At 61.0% G+C, this 15760-nt stretch carries 12 protein-coding genes; 6 read left to right on the top strand and 6 right to left on the bottom strand.

The window, feature by feature from the left end; genetic code table 11:
• Positions 1-4: 4 nt before the first annotated feature.
• The 3 genes from M6D32_RS10160 to M6D32_RS10150 all read right to left on the bottom strand — a co-directional run bounded on the left by M6D32_RS10160 (position 5) and on the right by M6D32_RS10150 (position 3743).
• Positions 5-2203 (bottom strand): RNA degradosome polyphosphate kinase, encoded by a 2199-nt coding sequence (locus M6D32_RS10160; RefSeq protein WP_298255768.1) that lies wholly within the window; start codon positions 2201-2203, stop codon positions 5-7.
• Between the two features lie 126 nt (positions 2204-2329).
• Complete coding sequence (locus tag M6D32_RS10155; protein WP_298255767.1) at positions 2330-3001, bottom strand: DnaA/Hda family protein; 672 nt, start codon at positions 2999-3001, stop codon at positions 2330-2332.
• Positions 3002-3200: 199 nt separating this feature from the next.
• The gene (locus tag M6D32_RS10150) at positions 3201-3743 is read right to left on the bottom strand and encodes a CDP-alcohol phosphatidyltransferase family protein (protein WP_298255766.1); all 543 of its coding nucleotides are present in this window, start codon (positions 3741-3743) and stop codon (positions 3201-3203) included.
• A 149-nt stretch (positions 3744-3892) separates the two neighbouring features.
• Here M6D32_RS10150 and purM point away from each other — a divergent pair, with 149 nt between their 5' ends.
• On the top strand, positions 3893-4966 hold the full coding sequence (gene purM / locus M6D32_RS10145; protein ID WP_298255765.1) for a phosphoribosylformylglycinamidine cyclo-ligase: 1074 nt from the start codon (positions 3893-3895) through the stop codon (positions 4964-4966).
• Positions 4960-5649 carry a phosphoribosylglycinamide formyltransferase gene (purN, locus tag M6D32_RS10140; protein ID WP_298255764.1) on the top strand — a complete coding sequence of 230 codons (690 nt, stop codon included), beginning with the start codon at positions 4960-4962 and terminating at the stop codon, positions 5647-5649. The genes purM and purN overlap by 7 nt, the downstream gene beginning before the upstream one ends.
• A 68-nt stretch (positions 5650-5717) precedes the next feature.
• Here purN and M6D32_RS10135 read toward each other — a convergent pair whose 3' ends face one another.
• Complete coding sequence (locus M6D32_RS10135; RefSeq protein WP_298255763.1) at positions 5718-5921, bottom strand: cold-shock protein; 204 nt, start codon at positions 5919-5921, stop codon at positions 5718-5720.
• Between the two features lie 541 nt (positions 5922-6462).
• On the opposite strand from M6D32_RS10135, the gene M6D32_RS10130 reads away from it, so the two are divergent.
• Complete coding sequence (locus M6D32_RS10130; RefSeq protein WP_366145829.1) at positions 6463-7416, top strand: autotransporter outer membrane beta-barrel domain-containing protein; 954 nt, start codon at positions 6463-6465, stop codon at positions 7414-7416.
• A gap of 413 nt (positions 7417-7829) precedes the next feature.
• Here the strand turns inward: M6D32_RS10130 and rnd are convergent, their stop codons facing one another.
• Both rnd and M6D32_RS10120 read right to left on the bottom strand, forming a co-directional pair.
• Positions 7830-8978: a ribonuclease D gene (gene rnd, locus M6D32_RS10125; RefSeq protein WP_298255761.1), complete on the bottom strand. Its 1149-nt coding sequence runs from the start codon at positions 8976-8978 to the stop codon at positions 7830-7832.
• A gap of 392 nt (positions 8979-9370) precedes the next feature.
• On the bottom strand, positions 9371-10849 hold the full coding sequence (locus tag M6D32_RS10120) for a protein adenylyltransferase SelO (RefSeq protein WP_298255760.1): 1479 nt from the start codon (positions 10847-10849) through the stop codon (positions 9371-9373).
• Between the two features lie 196 nt (positions 10850-11045).
• On the opposite strand from M6D32_RS10120, the gene aspS reads away from it, so the two are divergent.
• The 3 genes from aspS to M6D32_RS10105 all read left to right on the top strand — a co-directional run bounded on the left by aspS (position 11046) and on the right by M6D32_RS10105 (position 15743).
• The gene (gene aspS, locus M6D32_RS10115; protein WP_298255759.1) at positions 11046-12836 is read left to right on the top strand and encodes an aspartate--tRNA ligase; all 1791 of its coding nucleotides are present in this window, start codon (positions 11046-11048) and stop codon (positions 12834-12836) included.
• A gap of 59 nt (positions 12837-12895) precedes the next feature.
• Positions 12896-15202 (top strand): NADP-dependent malic enzyme, encoded by a 2307-nt coding sequence (locus tag M6D32_RS10110; RefSeq protein ID WP_298255758.1) that lies wholly within the window; start codon positions 12896-12898, stop codon positions 15200-15202.
• A gap of 94 nt (positions 15203-15296) precedes the next feature.
• Entirely contained in the window at positions 15297-15743 is a 447-nt protein-coding gene (locus tag M6D32_RS10105; protein WP_298255757.1) for a DoxX family protein, read from the top strand.
• Positions 15744-15760 lie beyond the last annotated feature (17 nt).

The following is a 15760-nucleotide window of genomic DNA, read 5'->3' as shown; positions in this document are numbered from 1 at the left end:
CTCCTTATGACGATGGCTGGCGGTCGGCACGCCGGGTGAGGCGGCGCGGTGATGATTCCTTGAGTGACTTTCCACGGCCAGACAGACTCGGATTCGTCATGAAATAGTTATGCAGATTGAAGGATTCCTCGCCCTTCGCGGCCTTCATACGCGTTGAGGAACCATCGGGCAACAATTGCCAACTTTGCTCGGTGTCCTTCAGGTTAGCTACCATGATCTGCTCGAGAACCTGCTGATGCACCGTGGGATTCTGCAATGGACAGAGAATCTCGACGCGGCGATCGAGGTTCCGCGGCATCATGTCGGCGGACGAGATATACACAGCCGCTTTGGCGCCCGGCAGGCCTTGTCCCATCCCGAAGCAGTAGATCCGGCCGTGTTCCAGGAAGCGGCCGATGACCGATTTGACGCGAATGTTCTCCGAAAGGCCGGGAATACCCGGGCGCAGGCAGCAGATACCGCGCACCACGAGATCGATCGAAACACCCGCTTGCGAGGCCTCGTAGAGAGAATCGATGATCTCGGGGTCGACCAGCGAATTCATCTTGAGCCAGATCGCGGCGGGCTTGCCGTGCTTGGCAAAATTGCTCTCGCCGCGAATGTGTTCAATCATCCGCTTGCGCAAGGTGAGGGGCGACACCGCCATCTTTTCGATGTCGCTCGGCTCGGCATAACCAGTGATGTAATTGAACACCCGCGCCGCGTCGCGGCCGATCGTCGGATCGGAGGTGAAGTAGGAGAGGTCGGTATAGATGCGCGCGGTGACCGGATGATAATTGCCGGTGCCGGTGTGGACGTAGGTCGTGAGATTGCCGCTCTCGCGCCGGACCACCATCGACAGCTTGGCGTGGGTCTTCAATTCGATGAACCCGTAGACCACCTGCACGCCGGCGCGCTCGAGGTCGCGCGCCCAGCGAATGTTGGCTTCTTCGTCGAAACGCGCCTTGAGTTCGATCAGCGCGGTCACCGATTTTCCGGCTTCGGCGGCTTCTGCCAGCGCACGCACAATCGGCGAGTTGTTCGAGGTGCGATACAGCGTTTGCTTGATGGCGACGACGTCGGGATCGCGCGCGGCTTGCTGCAGGAACTGGACGACGACGTCGAAGGATTCGTACGGGTGATGGACGATGAGGTCCTTTTGCCGGATAGCGGCAAAGATATCACCACCATGATCGCGCACGCGCTCGGGATAGCGCGGCACATAGGGTGTGAATTCGAGATCCGGCCGGTCGAGCCGTGTCAGTTGCGACAACTCGTTCATGGCGAGCACGCCGTCGACCAGCAGCACTTCGTCGTCGGCCGTGGAAAGGGCGCGCTGCACGAAGGCTCGCAGCTCTTCCGGCATCTTGGCCTCGATCTCGAGGTGGATCACCGATCCACGGCGTCGACGTTTCAGCGCAGTCTCGAACAGGCGAACGAGATCTTCGGCCTCTTCCTCGATTTCGAGTTCGGAGTCTCGAATGATGCGGAACGCACCCTGGCCTTTGACGGTGTAGCCGGGAAATAGCCGGCCGATGAAAAGACCTGTCGCCTGCTCCAGCGTGATCAGCCGCACCACGCCATCCTTGCCGGCGGGCAGACGAATAAAGCGATCGATCTTGCCGGGCATGCGAATGAGCGCATTCATCGTCTTGCCGTCGGCCGTCCGCGCCAGTTGCAGGGCGACCGTAAAACCCAGGCTTGGAATGAACGGAAAGGGATGGGCCGGGTCGATCGCCAGCGGCGTCAGCAGCGGAAAGATGTTGTGGAGGAAGTGATCCTCGATCCAGGCGCGCTCGGGCTTGCTGACGTCGCGGCTTTCGACCAGCACGATGCCCACATCGGCCAGAATCTTGTGCAGGTCCCTCCAGATCGCCTGCTGGTCTTTCGCAAGCCGGGAAACGGTCTCGTTGATCAGGGTCAGCTGCTCTCCCGGGGTCAGTCCGTCGGGGCTGCGCTCGGTGATGCCTTCACGTACCTGCGCCTTGAGACCGGCGACGCGAACCATGAAGAACTCGTCAAGGTTGTTGGCGGAAATCGACAGGAAGCGGACCCGCTCCAGCGCTGGGTGGCTCGGGTTGACCGATTCCTCCAGGACGCGGCGATTGAAGTGGAGCCAGGAAAGCTCCCGGTTTATGAAACGCTCGGGGCCGGAGCCGATCGCCGGCGTGCTGGGGGCGCTGGTATCTTTTTCATTAATTACAATGGCTTGGGTTGATTCCATCAAGCTTCGATCCATTTCATCTCAAGCCCGGTAAGGATGGCGGGAACGATCCGATTTCTCGGTGACGTTTCAATGACATTGATGTTCCCGTGCCGGCTTACGTCAAGATGGGAAGCGCCTCTCCGGTCAGCCGTTGTTGCGGAGCAGCTCCGCCGCCAATGCCCTTGTGACCGGCCTGCCGAGCCGCAAGGCTTCGGTATCCAATAACTCGACGGCACGCCGCAAGGCGGCATAGGAACGCTCGATGCGGTGCACGAGATAACTCACAACCGTTTCATCGATGGCAAGTTGACGGTCTGCGCAGAATTTGACGATCAGGGCGCGGAACAGGTGATCGTCCGGCGGCAGCAACTGCACCGTCGGAACCGCACGCAGCCTCGATCGCAAATCGCGCAGCTCGACCTCGCTCGGTGCTGCGCGCGCCGTCATCAAGACGAAGGCGTTGTCTTCCCGCGCAAGGTTGAGCAAATGGAACAACGCGCGTTCGTCGATGGCGGCTTTGATATCCTCGACGACAAGCACGCCGGTCGCCAATGCGCCCGGAACTTCCGTCGGTGTCAGCGCGTGAGCCGAGATCGAGCGAGCTCCGGATTGTTCGGCCCAGATCGCGGCGAGATGACTTTTGCCGGAGCCCTCTGGACCGAGCAGGAACATCACCCGGTTTGGCCAGTCCGGCCACCGATCGATCAGAGCAAGGCCTGCCGCGTTCGCCGGTCCCTCGAGAAAGTCATCGCGCGTAAAGCTTTCCGCGTGCGCCAGCGAAAACGCGAGTTGACGAGGTTGAACGCGGCCTGCCACCTAACTCCCTCTCCATACTGGGGCAGCTACTTGTCTAACCTGAAAATGCCTACGATCAAAAAGGATCTAGTGCCCACCTTCACGAACTTCGGAAAGCCATGGGCTACTCACAAACTTATTGATTCTAGTACCGCTTTATCGATCTGAAGTCCCTGATCGAATTCGCCGCTTGTGGTGCAGGGACTTCAGATCGGCGGTACTAGCGCGCGTCGATCGTGCTCATGTGCCGCACCCACTCGACGAGATAGAGGGATACGGAAACCAAAGTAAAGACTGTTACCAATCCCATCAGTACTGCGTCATACGGCATCGGTTTGAAACCGAAAGCGAGCGAGGCCAGGATGACTGCGGCAAGCGCCACCTGCGCTACCGTGTTGAGCTTGGAAACCATTAGCGGTTTCATTTCGACAGGCTTGTCGAATAACCATGATACAATCACCGCCGTCACGATCATGAAATCGCGCGAGACGACGAGGATCACGATCCAGCGCGGCACCGCGCCCCAGATGCCGAGCGCTACATAGATCGAAACCAGCAGGGCCTTGTCGGCGAGCGGATCGAGTAGCGCGCCGAGTTCGCTTGCCATGTTGAAGCGCTTGGCAAGGAATCCGTCGACCGCGTCACTCACGCCTGCGATGACGAAGATCGAAAATGCGATTTCCATCTGGTTGGAGGCAATCGCCCAGATGATGATGGGCACCAAGATGATGCGCCCCAGCGTAATGATATTCGGAATACTCAACGCGGTCGTTTCCCAGCTACCGGCCCGATTCCCTGCATTTATCCAGTCTTTGTGAGGTGAACCAGCCCTTGTCTACATAGTACGCGCCTGCCACCATTGCACATAAGCCAAATCCGACGTAACCCAGCCGTCATCAACTGGAATAGGTTATGGCCGAGCGCAAAAACGGGCTCACTTACGCGGATTCGGGGGTCGATATCGATGCGGGCAACCGGCTGGTCGACCTGATCAAGCCGATGGTTCGCACGACGGCGCGCTCGGGCACCGAGGCCGAAATCGGCGGCTTTGGCGGATTGTTCGATCTTAAGGCCGCGGGCTTCGAGGACCCGGTTCTGGTAGCGGCAACCGACGGGGTCGGCACCAAGGTCAAGATCGCGATCGACACCGGACTGCATGGCGGCATCGGCATCGACCTTGTGGCCATGTCGGTCAACGACCTCGTGGTACAGGGTGCGGAGCCGCTGTTCTTTCTCGACTATTTTGCCTGCGGCAAGCTTGACCCGGAGGCGGCCGCTTCGATCGTTGCCGGTATTGCGGAGGGTTGCCGCGAATCCGGCTGCGCGCTGATCGGGGGCGAGACCGCCGAAATGCCAGGGCTCTACAAGGCCGGCGATTACGATCTTGCCGGCTTTGCCGTCGGTGCCGCCGAGCGCGGCTCATTGCTGCCACGCGCCGATGTTGCCGCTGGCGATACCGTGCTTGGGCTGGCCTCGTCGGGTGTTCACTCCAACGGGTTTTCGCTGGTGCGCAGGATCGTGGAAGCTTCCGGTCTCGGCTTCGATGCGCCCGCGCCGTTTTCGCCGGTCATGACGCTTGGCGGCGCATTGCTCGCTCCGACGAGGCTCTATGTGAAGTCTTGCCTGCGGGCGATCCGCGAGACCGGGGCCGTCAAGGCGCTTGCACACATCACCGGCGGCGGATTCACCGACAACATTCCGCGTGTGCTGCCGAAGCATTTGGGCGTCGGCATTGATCTGGCCAGGCTTCCTGTGTTGCCGGTTTTCAAGTGGCTCGCCGAGCAGGGCCACGTCGCCGAGCTTGAACTGTTGCGCACCTTCAATTGCGGGATCGGCATGATTGCGGTGGTCGAATCCGGTGCGGCCGAAGCGGCCGCGCGCATTCTCACCGATGCCGGCGAGAGCGTCGCGGTGCTGGGCGAGATCATTCCGGCGCAGGGCGAGCATCGCGTGGTCTATAACGGTCACCTCGATCTCTCATGGTAAAGCCCGGCCCGCAGGGTGGGGATCCGAAGCCCCGCGTCGCCATCCTGATTTCAGGACGTGGTTCGAACATGGTCGCCTTGATCAAGGCCGCCAAGGTGGACGGATTTCCGGCTGAGATCGCGGTAGTGATTTCAAACCGTACCGATGCGGCGGGACTTGCCTTGGCCGCTGCAGAAGGCATCCAGACGGTTACGATCGAAAGCAAGTCATTCGGAAAAGATCGCGCCGCGTTCGAAACGGTCCTGCAGTCGGCCCTTCAGAAACACCGGATCGGTCTGATTTGTCTTGCCGGCTTCATGCGGCTGTTCACCGCCGAATTCGTTCAAGCTTGGTATGGCAAGATGCTCAATATCCATCCTTCGCTGCTGCCATCGTTCCCGGGTCTTGATCCCCACGCGCAGGCTTTGAATGCCGGGGTCAAAGTATCTGGCGCGACCGTCCACTTCGTGACGCCGGAAACCGACGCGGGACCAATTGTGATGCAAGGGGTGGTGGAAGTTCGCGACGACGATACGCCGGAGACATTGTCGACGCGAATTCTGTCGATCGAGCACCAGATCTACCCGAACGCTTTGCGACTCCTCGCCAGCGGAAAACTTCGGCTGGATGGTGCAATCTGCCGGGTAAGCGGCGATGCCGATTCCGCCGGCACGTTGATCGCGCCGCGACCTACAAGCGGATAACGAATAACAAAATCCCCCGGCTAGGCCGGGGGGTCCATCAAGATTGCTTGCGCGGATCGTGACGAGGCTTAGGAGACCTTGAGATTTTCCGCGGAACTCTTGCCGCGATTCTCAACAAGGTCGTATTCGATAACCTGATTCTCGTTAAGGGTGGTGAGCCCAGCGCGCTCGACCGCCGAGATATGGACGAACACGTCCTTATCGCCGACCATCGGCTTGATGAACCCATAACCCTTCGTCGGGTTGAACCACTTGACGGTGCCTTTTTGCATCGCCTGTCTCCTGGTCTAGACATAAAGAAGACGCGCCACGCGATCTGCGTGCCGCGCCACAAGCGGGCCTTCCGGATGTCTGCTGAATTTCCTAGTAGCGAAACGCACAGTCGATCGGCCGAATTCCGATTGTGATAGGGATTGCAACACGAATTTTGCGCCTTAGCAAGCTTCTGGGGTGCTTGGAAAAATCCGCAGCCGGGCTTTAGGCGGCTGCCGGCGGGTGTGACCTGGAGACAACAAGGGCCGGCAATTGCCGTCAGAGCTGGGTTAACAGCGATTGACGCTGTTGCAGAACTGCGACCAAATTCCCCGATTGAAACCAAATTAGTGTTGTCGGGCTGGCACGCCCAATTTTTGGGAATGGCGTCGAATGGGCCGGTTATGGCGGTCATCAGCGGGAGAGCGCCGCTGGCCGGGAACGGCGCTTTTCCTCGTCATGGCCTTGGCCGTTTGGCTCTCGGCGACGGACGCTCGGGCGCAAAGCCTGGCCCCTCCGCCGACACCAACACCCGCGCCGTCGCCTACGCCGTCGATTCCGATGACCGACATGTCAGCCGGTGCGTCGGTTGTGAACCTCGGCAGCAACTTCCTGGAGCGACTCGGCGATCAGGCGAGCGGTGGCTTCGGACGCACGTCGCGCAGCAATCCGGGAGGCGGAGGCGCCTCGGAGACCCTGGACGGCCAGCCATTCCGAAGCTGGGGTGAACTCTACGGCATCGCCAGCAAGACCGGCCCGCAACTCAATTTCTTTGGCGACGAGCGCCGGACCAGCGGCGGGGTGGCTGGATTCGGGGCCCGCATTGCGCCGGGGGTGAACGTCGGTTTCTCGATCGACCAAAGCCGGACCGGTATCGATGTGGCGCCAGCGATGCAATCGGCGACCCTCGATCTAACCCAACTCGGCTTCAACGCATCGATCGACAAGGGACCGTGGACGTGGGCAGTCGCGCTGGTTCATGGCTTTGGAAAGATCGGCTCCAGCCGCGACACCCCGCTGGGCATGGCGACTGCGGGTTACAACGGCCAGATCGATGGTGCGCTGACGGAACTCAGTTACTTCTGGACGCTGGACCAGAGTCGGATCGTGCCGAGGGCTGCGCTTGAATATATTCGCGCGTCGACCGGCTCGTTCCAGGAAATGGGCGGCCTGGACCCGGTTTCGGTGACCGGCGCGACGCTCGAACGCTCGCAGATGCTGCTTGGCGCGGAAATCGGCCACTACTGGATCGTCGATCAAAAGATCCTGGATCTTTCGGCCTACGGCAAATTCGTCGACAATTTCGAGCAAAAGCTGGGTGCGGTCACCGTCAGCCTGGGGCCGCAAAGTCTCCTGGTGCAGGGGATCGGTGAAAGCCGGTATGGCGCGGATACCGGAGCTGCGCTTTCGGTCAGCCTGAGCAATACCGCGCGGCTCTATCTCGATTACGACGGCAAATTCCGTTCCGCCTATCAATCCCATCAGGCGACGATGGGCCTGGAGCTCAAGTGGTAGGTGCCGCGGCGCTAGTGTCGCCTATTTGAAGTTCCTGCACCACGAGCGACGAATTCTGTTCAGGAACTTCAAAATAGAAAAGCGACACTGGAATCAATAAGTTTGTGAGTAGCCCATAGCTTTCCGAAGCCCGTAACAGGTCATGCTGAGATGTAACACGGACTTCGGAAAGTGGGCACTAGGCCGAACGGCGCTGCGCTTGATCGGCAAAACAGGATGAGTTGAAAGCCGTAGAAAGTTCTCGTTGAAGTAGCATGACGCGACGGAAGACATTTTGCAAGGCGCTCGGCGAGTTGCATGCCGGCGCTTATTTTCTATCGATGGCGCTCGCGGAAGTATCGAAGGCCGCGAAAGCGTTCGCAAGCAGCAGCACTGACGGCGGTAAGGGGCCTTGGACCCACTGCTCGTTTTCGTTAGGGCCGATCAACTTTTACAACCCGGCCTTTCTCGATCGCGAGCGCGAGTCGGCCCTGCTTGAGCGCGAGCGCCGCTTCGCCGAACAATTCCCGGCGCCAGCCGTGCAGGGCACCGACGTCGGCGTTGTCATCGGCCGCGATCTGTTCGAGATCGTCGACGGTCGCGATGACCTTGCTTGCAACTGCGTGACGTTCCGACGTCATGCGCAGCAGGACCTTGAGCAATTCGACAACCGCTGCGCCGTTGGAATTACTGCGCGGCTTTTCGATTCTTGGCAGCGCCGAAAGATCACGCGCGAGGCCGCGCTGCACAGCCGCGACGATATCAGCGCCCCATTTCGAGCGGTCGAACCCTTTCGGCAGCGAGCGCAGATGAGCCAGCCTTTCAAGATTGGTCGGTGCGTGGGTGGCGATATCGCCGACGGCGTCGTCCTTCAGGATGCGGCCGCGCGGAACGTCCCGGCTTTGCGCTTCCTGCTCGCGCCACGCGGCGACCTCGATCAGTACGGCCAGTTCCTTTGGCTTGCGCACCCGAGTCTTGAGACGCTCCCAGGCGCGCTCAGGATGAAAGTCATAAGTCCTGGGGCTCGTCAGAACCTCCATCTCCTCGCTGACCCAATCGCCGCGGCCACGCTTTCTGAGATCGGCATCGAGCGCTGCGAACACGTCGCGCAGATGGGTGACGTCGGCCAGCGCGTAGTGCGTCTGGTCGTCCGTCAACGGACGCCGCGACCAATCGGTAAAGCGATGGGTCTTGTCGGGGCGATGGCCGGTGACGCGCTCGACCAGCGCGTCATATGCAATTGAGTCGCCATAGCCGAGCGCCATGGCGGCCACCTGCGTGTCGAAAATCGGGTGAGGAACGATGCCGGCGCGGTGCCAGACGATCTCGATGTCCTGGCGGGCGGCGTGAAAGACCTTCAGCACCTTCTCGTTGGACATCAATTCAAAAAAGGACTTGAGGTCGATGCCTTCGGCCAGCGCATCGATCACCGCCGCTTCCTCCGCGCTCGCCATTTGCACGACGCACAGCAGGGGGTAGTAGGTGGTCTCGCGAAGGAATTCAGTATCGACCGTGATGACCCGGTGCTTGGCGAGGCGATCACAGAGGGCAGAGAGTTCCGCAGTCGTGGTAATTAGATCCATAAACGGTCCATCACGCTTTACCGAAGGGCGTTCGGCCGAAAGCGCTGATATGTCAAGGGCGTTGCGGCGAAATCGAGACCTGAATTCTACGCCGGGCGCGTCATTCAAGGCAAACGGTCGCCGAACGGCGCAGCCGTTCGGGCGATTTTTCTGGCCTCAGCTCGATCAGGAGCCGCTCACGCGGCGATCCGACGGCCGCCTCGCGGCGGGAACGGCCAGTACGATGACGCAGAGTCCAAGCATCGCCAGGCCCATGAATTCGAAAACGAGTGCGTCCACGTAAAGGTCCCCCAAACAAACCGGCAGGTTTGCTGGAAAGCGATTGAACGCTCCTTAATTTTCGACGCTTCGCGCGGCGTAGCCCGCCCAATGTTCGGTGGAAGGTTAACGATCTATGTGCCGCAAAATGTCCGGAGCACGCGCTGATCCGGTTCAGGAGGGGTGGCGTAATCGGCAAACGCGGGCTGCACGTCATAGGGTTTCGAGAGAACCGCGAGGAGCTTTTCGAACGGCGCAAAATCGTCGCGGCCGATGGCAGCCGCGATCACCGCCTCGATCCGGTGGTTGCGCGGGATGAAAGCCGGGTTGACGGCCCGCATGGCCGATGCGCGTTGGGCTGGCGTTTGCGGTTCGCCGCCGATGCGTTGCCGCCATCGCGCCACCCAGTCGTCATAGGCTGAGGGGTCCGCAAAAAGCTGACGGACGTCCGAATCGCGGTTGGCATCCTCCGCGGCATCGCTGAGCCGGCGGAATGTGACGGTGAAGTCGGCCTGACCTTTGGCCATGGTGTCCAGGAGGTCTTGCGCCAGGGCCTCGTCGCCGTCCCGTCTGGTGAACATGCCGATTTTCTGCCGCAGCCCGGCCTGATAGGCCAAGGTAAATCTCCCCGGAAACTCGCCGAGAATGCTCTGGGCTTGTTCGATCGCCTTGTCTTTGTCGTCCGAAAACAGCGACAGCAGGCATTCGGCGAGCCGCGTCAGATTCCAGAGCGCAATGCGAGGTTGGTTGGCGTAGGCGTAACGGCCGTGTTCGTCGATCGAGGAAAACACCGCCGCCGGATCGTAGTGATCGAGGAACGCGCAAGGTCCGTAGTCGATCGTTTCGCCGGAGATCGACGTGTTGTCGGTATTCATGACACCGTGAATGAAGCCGACGAGCAGCCAGCGCGCGACCAGGTCGGCCTGTCGTGCGATCACGCCCTCGAGCAAGGCGTGATAGGGACGGTCGGCACCGGCAGCATTCGGATAGTGCCGGGCAATGGCATGGTCGGCGAGACGCTTGATGCCCTCGGTGTCGCCGCGGGCCGCAAAGTACTGGAATGTACCGACGCGGATATGGCTCGAGGCCACGCGGGCCAGCACGGCGCCCGGTAGCACCGTTTCGCGCATGACACTTTCACCGGTGATGGTCGCCGCAAGCGATCGCGTGGTCGGAATTCCCAGCGCCGCCATTGCCTCGCTGACGATGTACTCGCGCAGGACCGGACCGAGCGCGGCGCGGCCGTCGCCGCGGCGGGAGTACGGGGTGGGGCCAGAGCCTTTGAGCTGGATATCGCGCCGGACACCGTCGATATCGACGACTTCGCCAAGCAGGATGGCGCGGCCGTCGCCCAGCTGCGGAACGAAATAGCCAAACTGGTGGCCGGCATAGGCCATGGCGATGGGGTCGGCACCGTTCGGGACGCGCTTGCCGGCGAGGATTTCCACCCCTTCCGGGCTCTCGAGCATATCGGGATCAAGTCCAAGCCGGACCGCCAGCGGCCGGTTCAGCTTGATGAGCCGGGGCGCGGCCACGGGCGTTGGGGTCACGCGGGCAAAAAAGCCCTCCGGCAGCGCGGCGTAGGTGTTCTGGAAGGGGAAATGCACGGTCATGTCATCAAGATAGGCATATGTGGCGATTAGACAATCGCTCGCCTGGATCAGGGCACGGTTTCCGCTTTTTGCGCCTCCCGGAGCGGCTTTGGTCGGTTGCCGCGCATGACGGCCTCGGGTAAACCCTCAACCTCTTTGGGCAGGCCCCTGGGGTAGCTCGATTCGACCCCTCCGACACTTGATTGATGGAAACTCGATGCATCGTTACCGGTCCCATACCTGCGGCGCGCTCCGGGAGAGCGACATCGGCCAGAACGTTCGCTTGTCCGGCTGGTGCCATCGCATTCGCGACCATGGCGGGGTCCTGTTCGTCGATCTGCGTGACCATTACGGTCTGACGCAATGCGTCGCTGACCCGGATTCGCCGGCTTTCAAAGTGGCAGAAAAACTGCGCTCGGAATGGGTGGTCCGGATCGACGGCAAGGTGCGGCGGCGGCCGGATGGTACCGACAACCTGGAACTGGCGACTGGGCTGGTCGAGGTCTATGCCACCGAAATCGAAGTGCTTGGACCGGCGGCCGAGCTGCCGATGCCGGTGTTCGGCGAGCAGGAATATCCTGAAGATATCAGGCTCAAGTACCGGTTCCTCGACCTTCGCCGCGACAAGCTGCATCAAAATATCATCAAGCGCGGCCAGATTATCGATTCCATCCGCAAGCGGATGAAAGACCAGGGGTTCTTCGAGTTCCAGACTCCGATCCTCACAGCGTCCTCGCCGGAGGGCGCCCGCGACTTCCTGGTGCCGTCGCGGCTGCATCCGGGCAAGTTCTATGCGCTGCCGCAGGCGCCCCAGCAGTTCAAGCAGCTCACGATGGTGGCGGGCTTTGATCGCTATTTCCAGATCGCGCCGTGCTTCCGCGATGAGGACGCGCGCGCCGACCGCTCGCCGGGCGAATTCTACCAGCTCGATATCGAGATGAGCTTCGTCACCCAGGAAGACGTGTTCAACGCGGTCGAGCCTGTCATGCGCGGCGTGTTCGAGGAGTTCGCGGAAGGAAAGTCCGTCACCGCGAAATTCCCGATGATTCCGTACGCGACCGCGGTGAGCAAATACGGCACCGACAAGCCGGACCTGCGCAATCCCATCGAGATGCAGGTCGTGTCGGAGCATTTCCGCGGCTCCGGTTTCAAAGTGTTCGCGCGAATGCTGGAAGACCCGAAGAACCAGGTGTGGGCGATCCCCGGTGAGGGCGGCGGCTCGCGCGCCTTCTGCGACCGGATGAATTCCTGGGCGCAAGGCGAGGGCCAACCCGGACTTGGTTATATCTTCTGGCGCGAAGGCGGCGAGGGCGCAGGCCCGCTCGCGAACAATATCGGTCCGGAGCGCACAGAAGCAATCCGTGCGCAACTCGGATTGAAGGAAGGCGATGCTGCGTTCTTCGTTGCCGGCGATCCCGACAAGTTCTGGAAGTTCGCAGGCCTTGCCCGCACCAGGCTCGGCGAGGAGTTGAACCTGGTCGAGAAGGGCCAGTTCATGTTCTGCTGGATCGTCGACTTCCCGATGTTCGACTGGAATGAGGAAGAGAAGAAGATCGACTTCTCGCACAACCCGTTCTCGATGCCGAACATCGAGCCGGAAGAGTTCTTGAAGCTCGATCCGAACGACCACGAAAAGCTGCTGGGCCTGAAGGCCATTCAGTACGACATCGTCTGCAATGGTACGGAGCTATCGTCGGGAGCAATCCGCAATCATCGTCCCGATGTGATGAAGAAGGCGTTTGCGATTGCAGGCTACCCGGAGGACGTCCTGGAGGCGAAATTCGGCGGCATGCTGCGGGCGCTTTCGCTCGGAGCACCGCCGCACGGCGGCATCGCGCCCGGCATCGACCGGATCGTCATGCTGTTATGTGGCGAAGAGAACTTGCGCGAAGTCGTGCTGTTCCCGATGAACCAGCGGGCGGAAGACCTGATGATGGGCGCTCCCTCCGAGGTCACGCCGAAACAGTTGCGCGAGCTTCACATCCGGCTCAATTTGCCACAAAACTGAACGGCAGATACCACCGAAAAACATTGTTTCGGGGCATAGTGCGCCCCCGGGGGAAGCGAATGTCCTATTCCGACGAACTTCACGCCGCGGCGCTCGCTTATCACCGGCTGCCGCGGCCGGGCAAGCTCGAGATCCAGGCGACCAAGCCGCTCGCAAACCAGCGCGATCTCGCTCTCGCCTATTCGCCGGGCGTCGCGTACGCCTGTACCGAAATCGCCAAGAACCCGGCAGAAGCGGCGTCTCTCACCTCGCGCGCCAACCTGGTTGCGGTGGTCACCAACGGCACCGCCGTGCTCGGCCTCGGGAATATCGGGCCGCTCGCCTCCAAGCCGGTCATGGAAGGCAAGGCGGTCCTGTTCAAGAAGTTCGCCGGCATCGATGTCTTCGATATCGAGATTGCCGCCGACACCATTGAGCGCGTGGTCGAGACGGTCGCAGCCCTCGAACCGACCTTTGGCGGCATAAACCTTGAGGACATCAAGGGACCGGACTGCTTTGAGATCGAAGCCCAGCTCAAGGAGCGGATGAAAATTCCGGTCTTCCACGATGATCAGCATGGCACGGCGATCATCGTCGGTGCGGCTATCACCAACGCTCTGTTCCTGAACGGCAAGAAACTGTCCGACGTCAAGATCGTCTGCTCGGGTGCAGGCGCTGCGGCGCTCGCCTGTCTCAATCTGCTGGTGTCGATGGGTGCCAAGCGTGAAAACATCTGGGTCTGCGATATCGAAGGCGTCGTCTACGAAGGCCGCGCCAAGCTGATGGATCGCTGGAAGTCGGTCTACGCGCAGAAGACCGACAAGCGCGTACTCGCCGACGTCATTTCCGGCGCTGATATCTTCCTCGGCCTTTCCGCGCCCAACGTGCTGAAGCCCGAGATGGTCAAGCAGATGGCCGCCCAGCCGCTGGTGATGGCGCTCGCTAATCCGGATCCGGAGATCATGCCGGACGAAGCGCGAAAGGCGCGCCCCGATGCGATGATCTGCACCGGTCGGTCTGACTTTCCCAACCAGGTCAACAACGTTCTGTGCTTTCCGTTCATCTTCCGCGGCGCGCTCGATGTCGGTGCGACCGCAATCAATGAGGAAATGAAGAAAGCAGCGGTGGATGCGATCGCACAACTGGCACGCGATCCGCCGGTCGATGCGCTCACGCCGGGCTTCGACACCGGCCAGGCACAAGGCTTTGGCCCGGGCTCGCTCATTCCGGGTCCGTTCGATCCGCGCTTGATCCTGCGCATCGCGCCGGCGGTCGCCAAAGCGGCGATGGATTCCGGCGTGGCAACGCGGCCGATCGCGAAATTCGAGGAATACGCAGTCCACCTCGAGCGCTTCGCGTTCCGCTCCGGGCTGATCATGAAGCCGATTTTCGCCAAGGCAAAGAGCCAGCCGGTCCGGGTGATCTACGCCGAGGGCGAAGACGAGCGTGTGTTGCATGCGGCGCAGGTGGTGCTGGAAGAGAACGTCGCGCGGCCGATCCTCGTCGGCCGGCCTTCAGTGGTCGAAGCGCGGATCAAGCGGTTTGGCCTCGCGATCAAGGCCGGCAAGGATTTCGACCTCATCAATCCCGAGGACGATCCCCGTTATCGTTCCTACGTCCAATCGTACATCAACATCGCCGGCCGGCATGGCGTGACGCCGGATGCCGCGCGAACGATGGTTCGGACCAATGCTACCGTCATTGCTGCGCTCGCGGTCAGCCGCGGTGAGGCTGACGCCATGATCTGCGGCGTCGAGGGCGGCTATCGGAGCCATTTGCGCCACGTGCGCGAAATCATTGGCTTCCGGCCGGGGGTAAGCGACTTCGCGGCGCTTTCCCTGCTGATCACGCGCAAGGGGTCCTATTTCATCGCCGATACCCAGGTGCGCCCGAATCCAAGCGCCGAGGAAATCGCCGAAATGGCGGCGCTGGCAGCGGTTCACGTTCAGCGCTTCAACATCAAGCCCAAGATCGCCTTCGTGTCGCATTCCGATTTCGGCAGCTTTGACACGGATTCCTCTCGCAAGATGCGCCGCGCGACGGCGTTGTTGCGCGAGAAGCATCCGGAGATCGAGGCGGACGGCGAAATGCAGGGCGATACCGCGCTTTCCGAGGCGGCCCGCAGGCTGGTCCTGCCGCATTCCAACCTTGAAGGCGAGGCAAATGTGCTGGTCATGCCTAACCTCGACACCGCCAACGTCGCCTATCAGATGATCAAGTCGGTGGCCGATGCTCTGCCGGTGGGTCCGATCCTCATCGGAACGTCACGGCCGGCGCACATTCTCACACCATCGGTCACCGCACGCGGCATCCTCAATATGACGGCGATAGCCGCCGTGGAGGCCCAGGAGCCGACAGGGCGGCTGCAGCCGTCGTTGTTCGGGTAGGGCGAGAAGGCATCGATTGACCGTTTGAAAAGCCAGCGCGGAACCCCCATAATCGTTTAGCGATCCCTGAGCCAACGACCCAGAGAGGCCGATGATGCCAGCGCTTGTTACACTTGGACGAATTCTGTTCTCCGTGCTGTTCGTGTTGTCCGGAGCCCTGAAGCTCATGAACGTGTCGGCGACGGCGCAGATGACACAGAAGATCATCCTCCCGGCGATCGTAGCTCCCTATACCGCCCAGCTCGAGAGTCTCACGGGCATGCCGATGGCCAATATCCTGGCGATTGCGTCGGGTGCGATCGAAGTGATCTGCGGTGTCATGATCGCCGTGAACTTTGGCGCGCGCTTCTTTGCGATCGTACTGGCGCTGTTCGTGGCGGCTGCGACGTTCTATTTCCACGATTTCTGGAATCAGACCGGGGCCGAAGCGACAAACAATATGTTCCAGGCGCTGAAAAATCTGTCGCTGATCGGCGCCTTACTCATGATCGCGGGGAGCGGCCGAATGGCCAAGGCCGTCGAGCCGGCCTACGACGTCTAGAGCTCCGATTCCGAAGT

It is taken from the genome of Bradyrhizobium sp. (genome assembly GCF_027307225.1).
Classification (GTDB): Bacteria; Pseudomonadota; Alphaproteobacteria; order Rhizobiales; family Xanthobacteraceae; genus Bradyrhizobium.
This window is presented reverse-complemented; position numbering and strand designations above follow the sequence as displayed.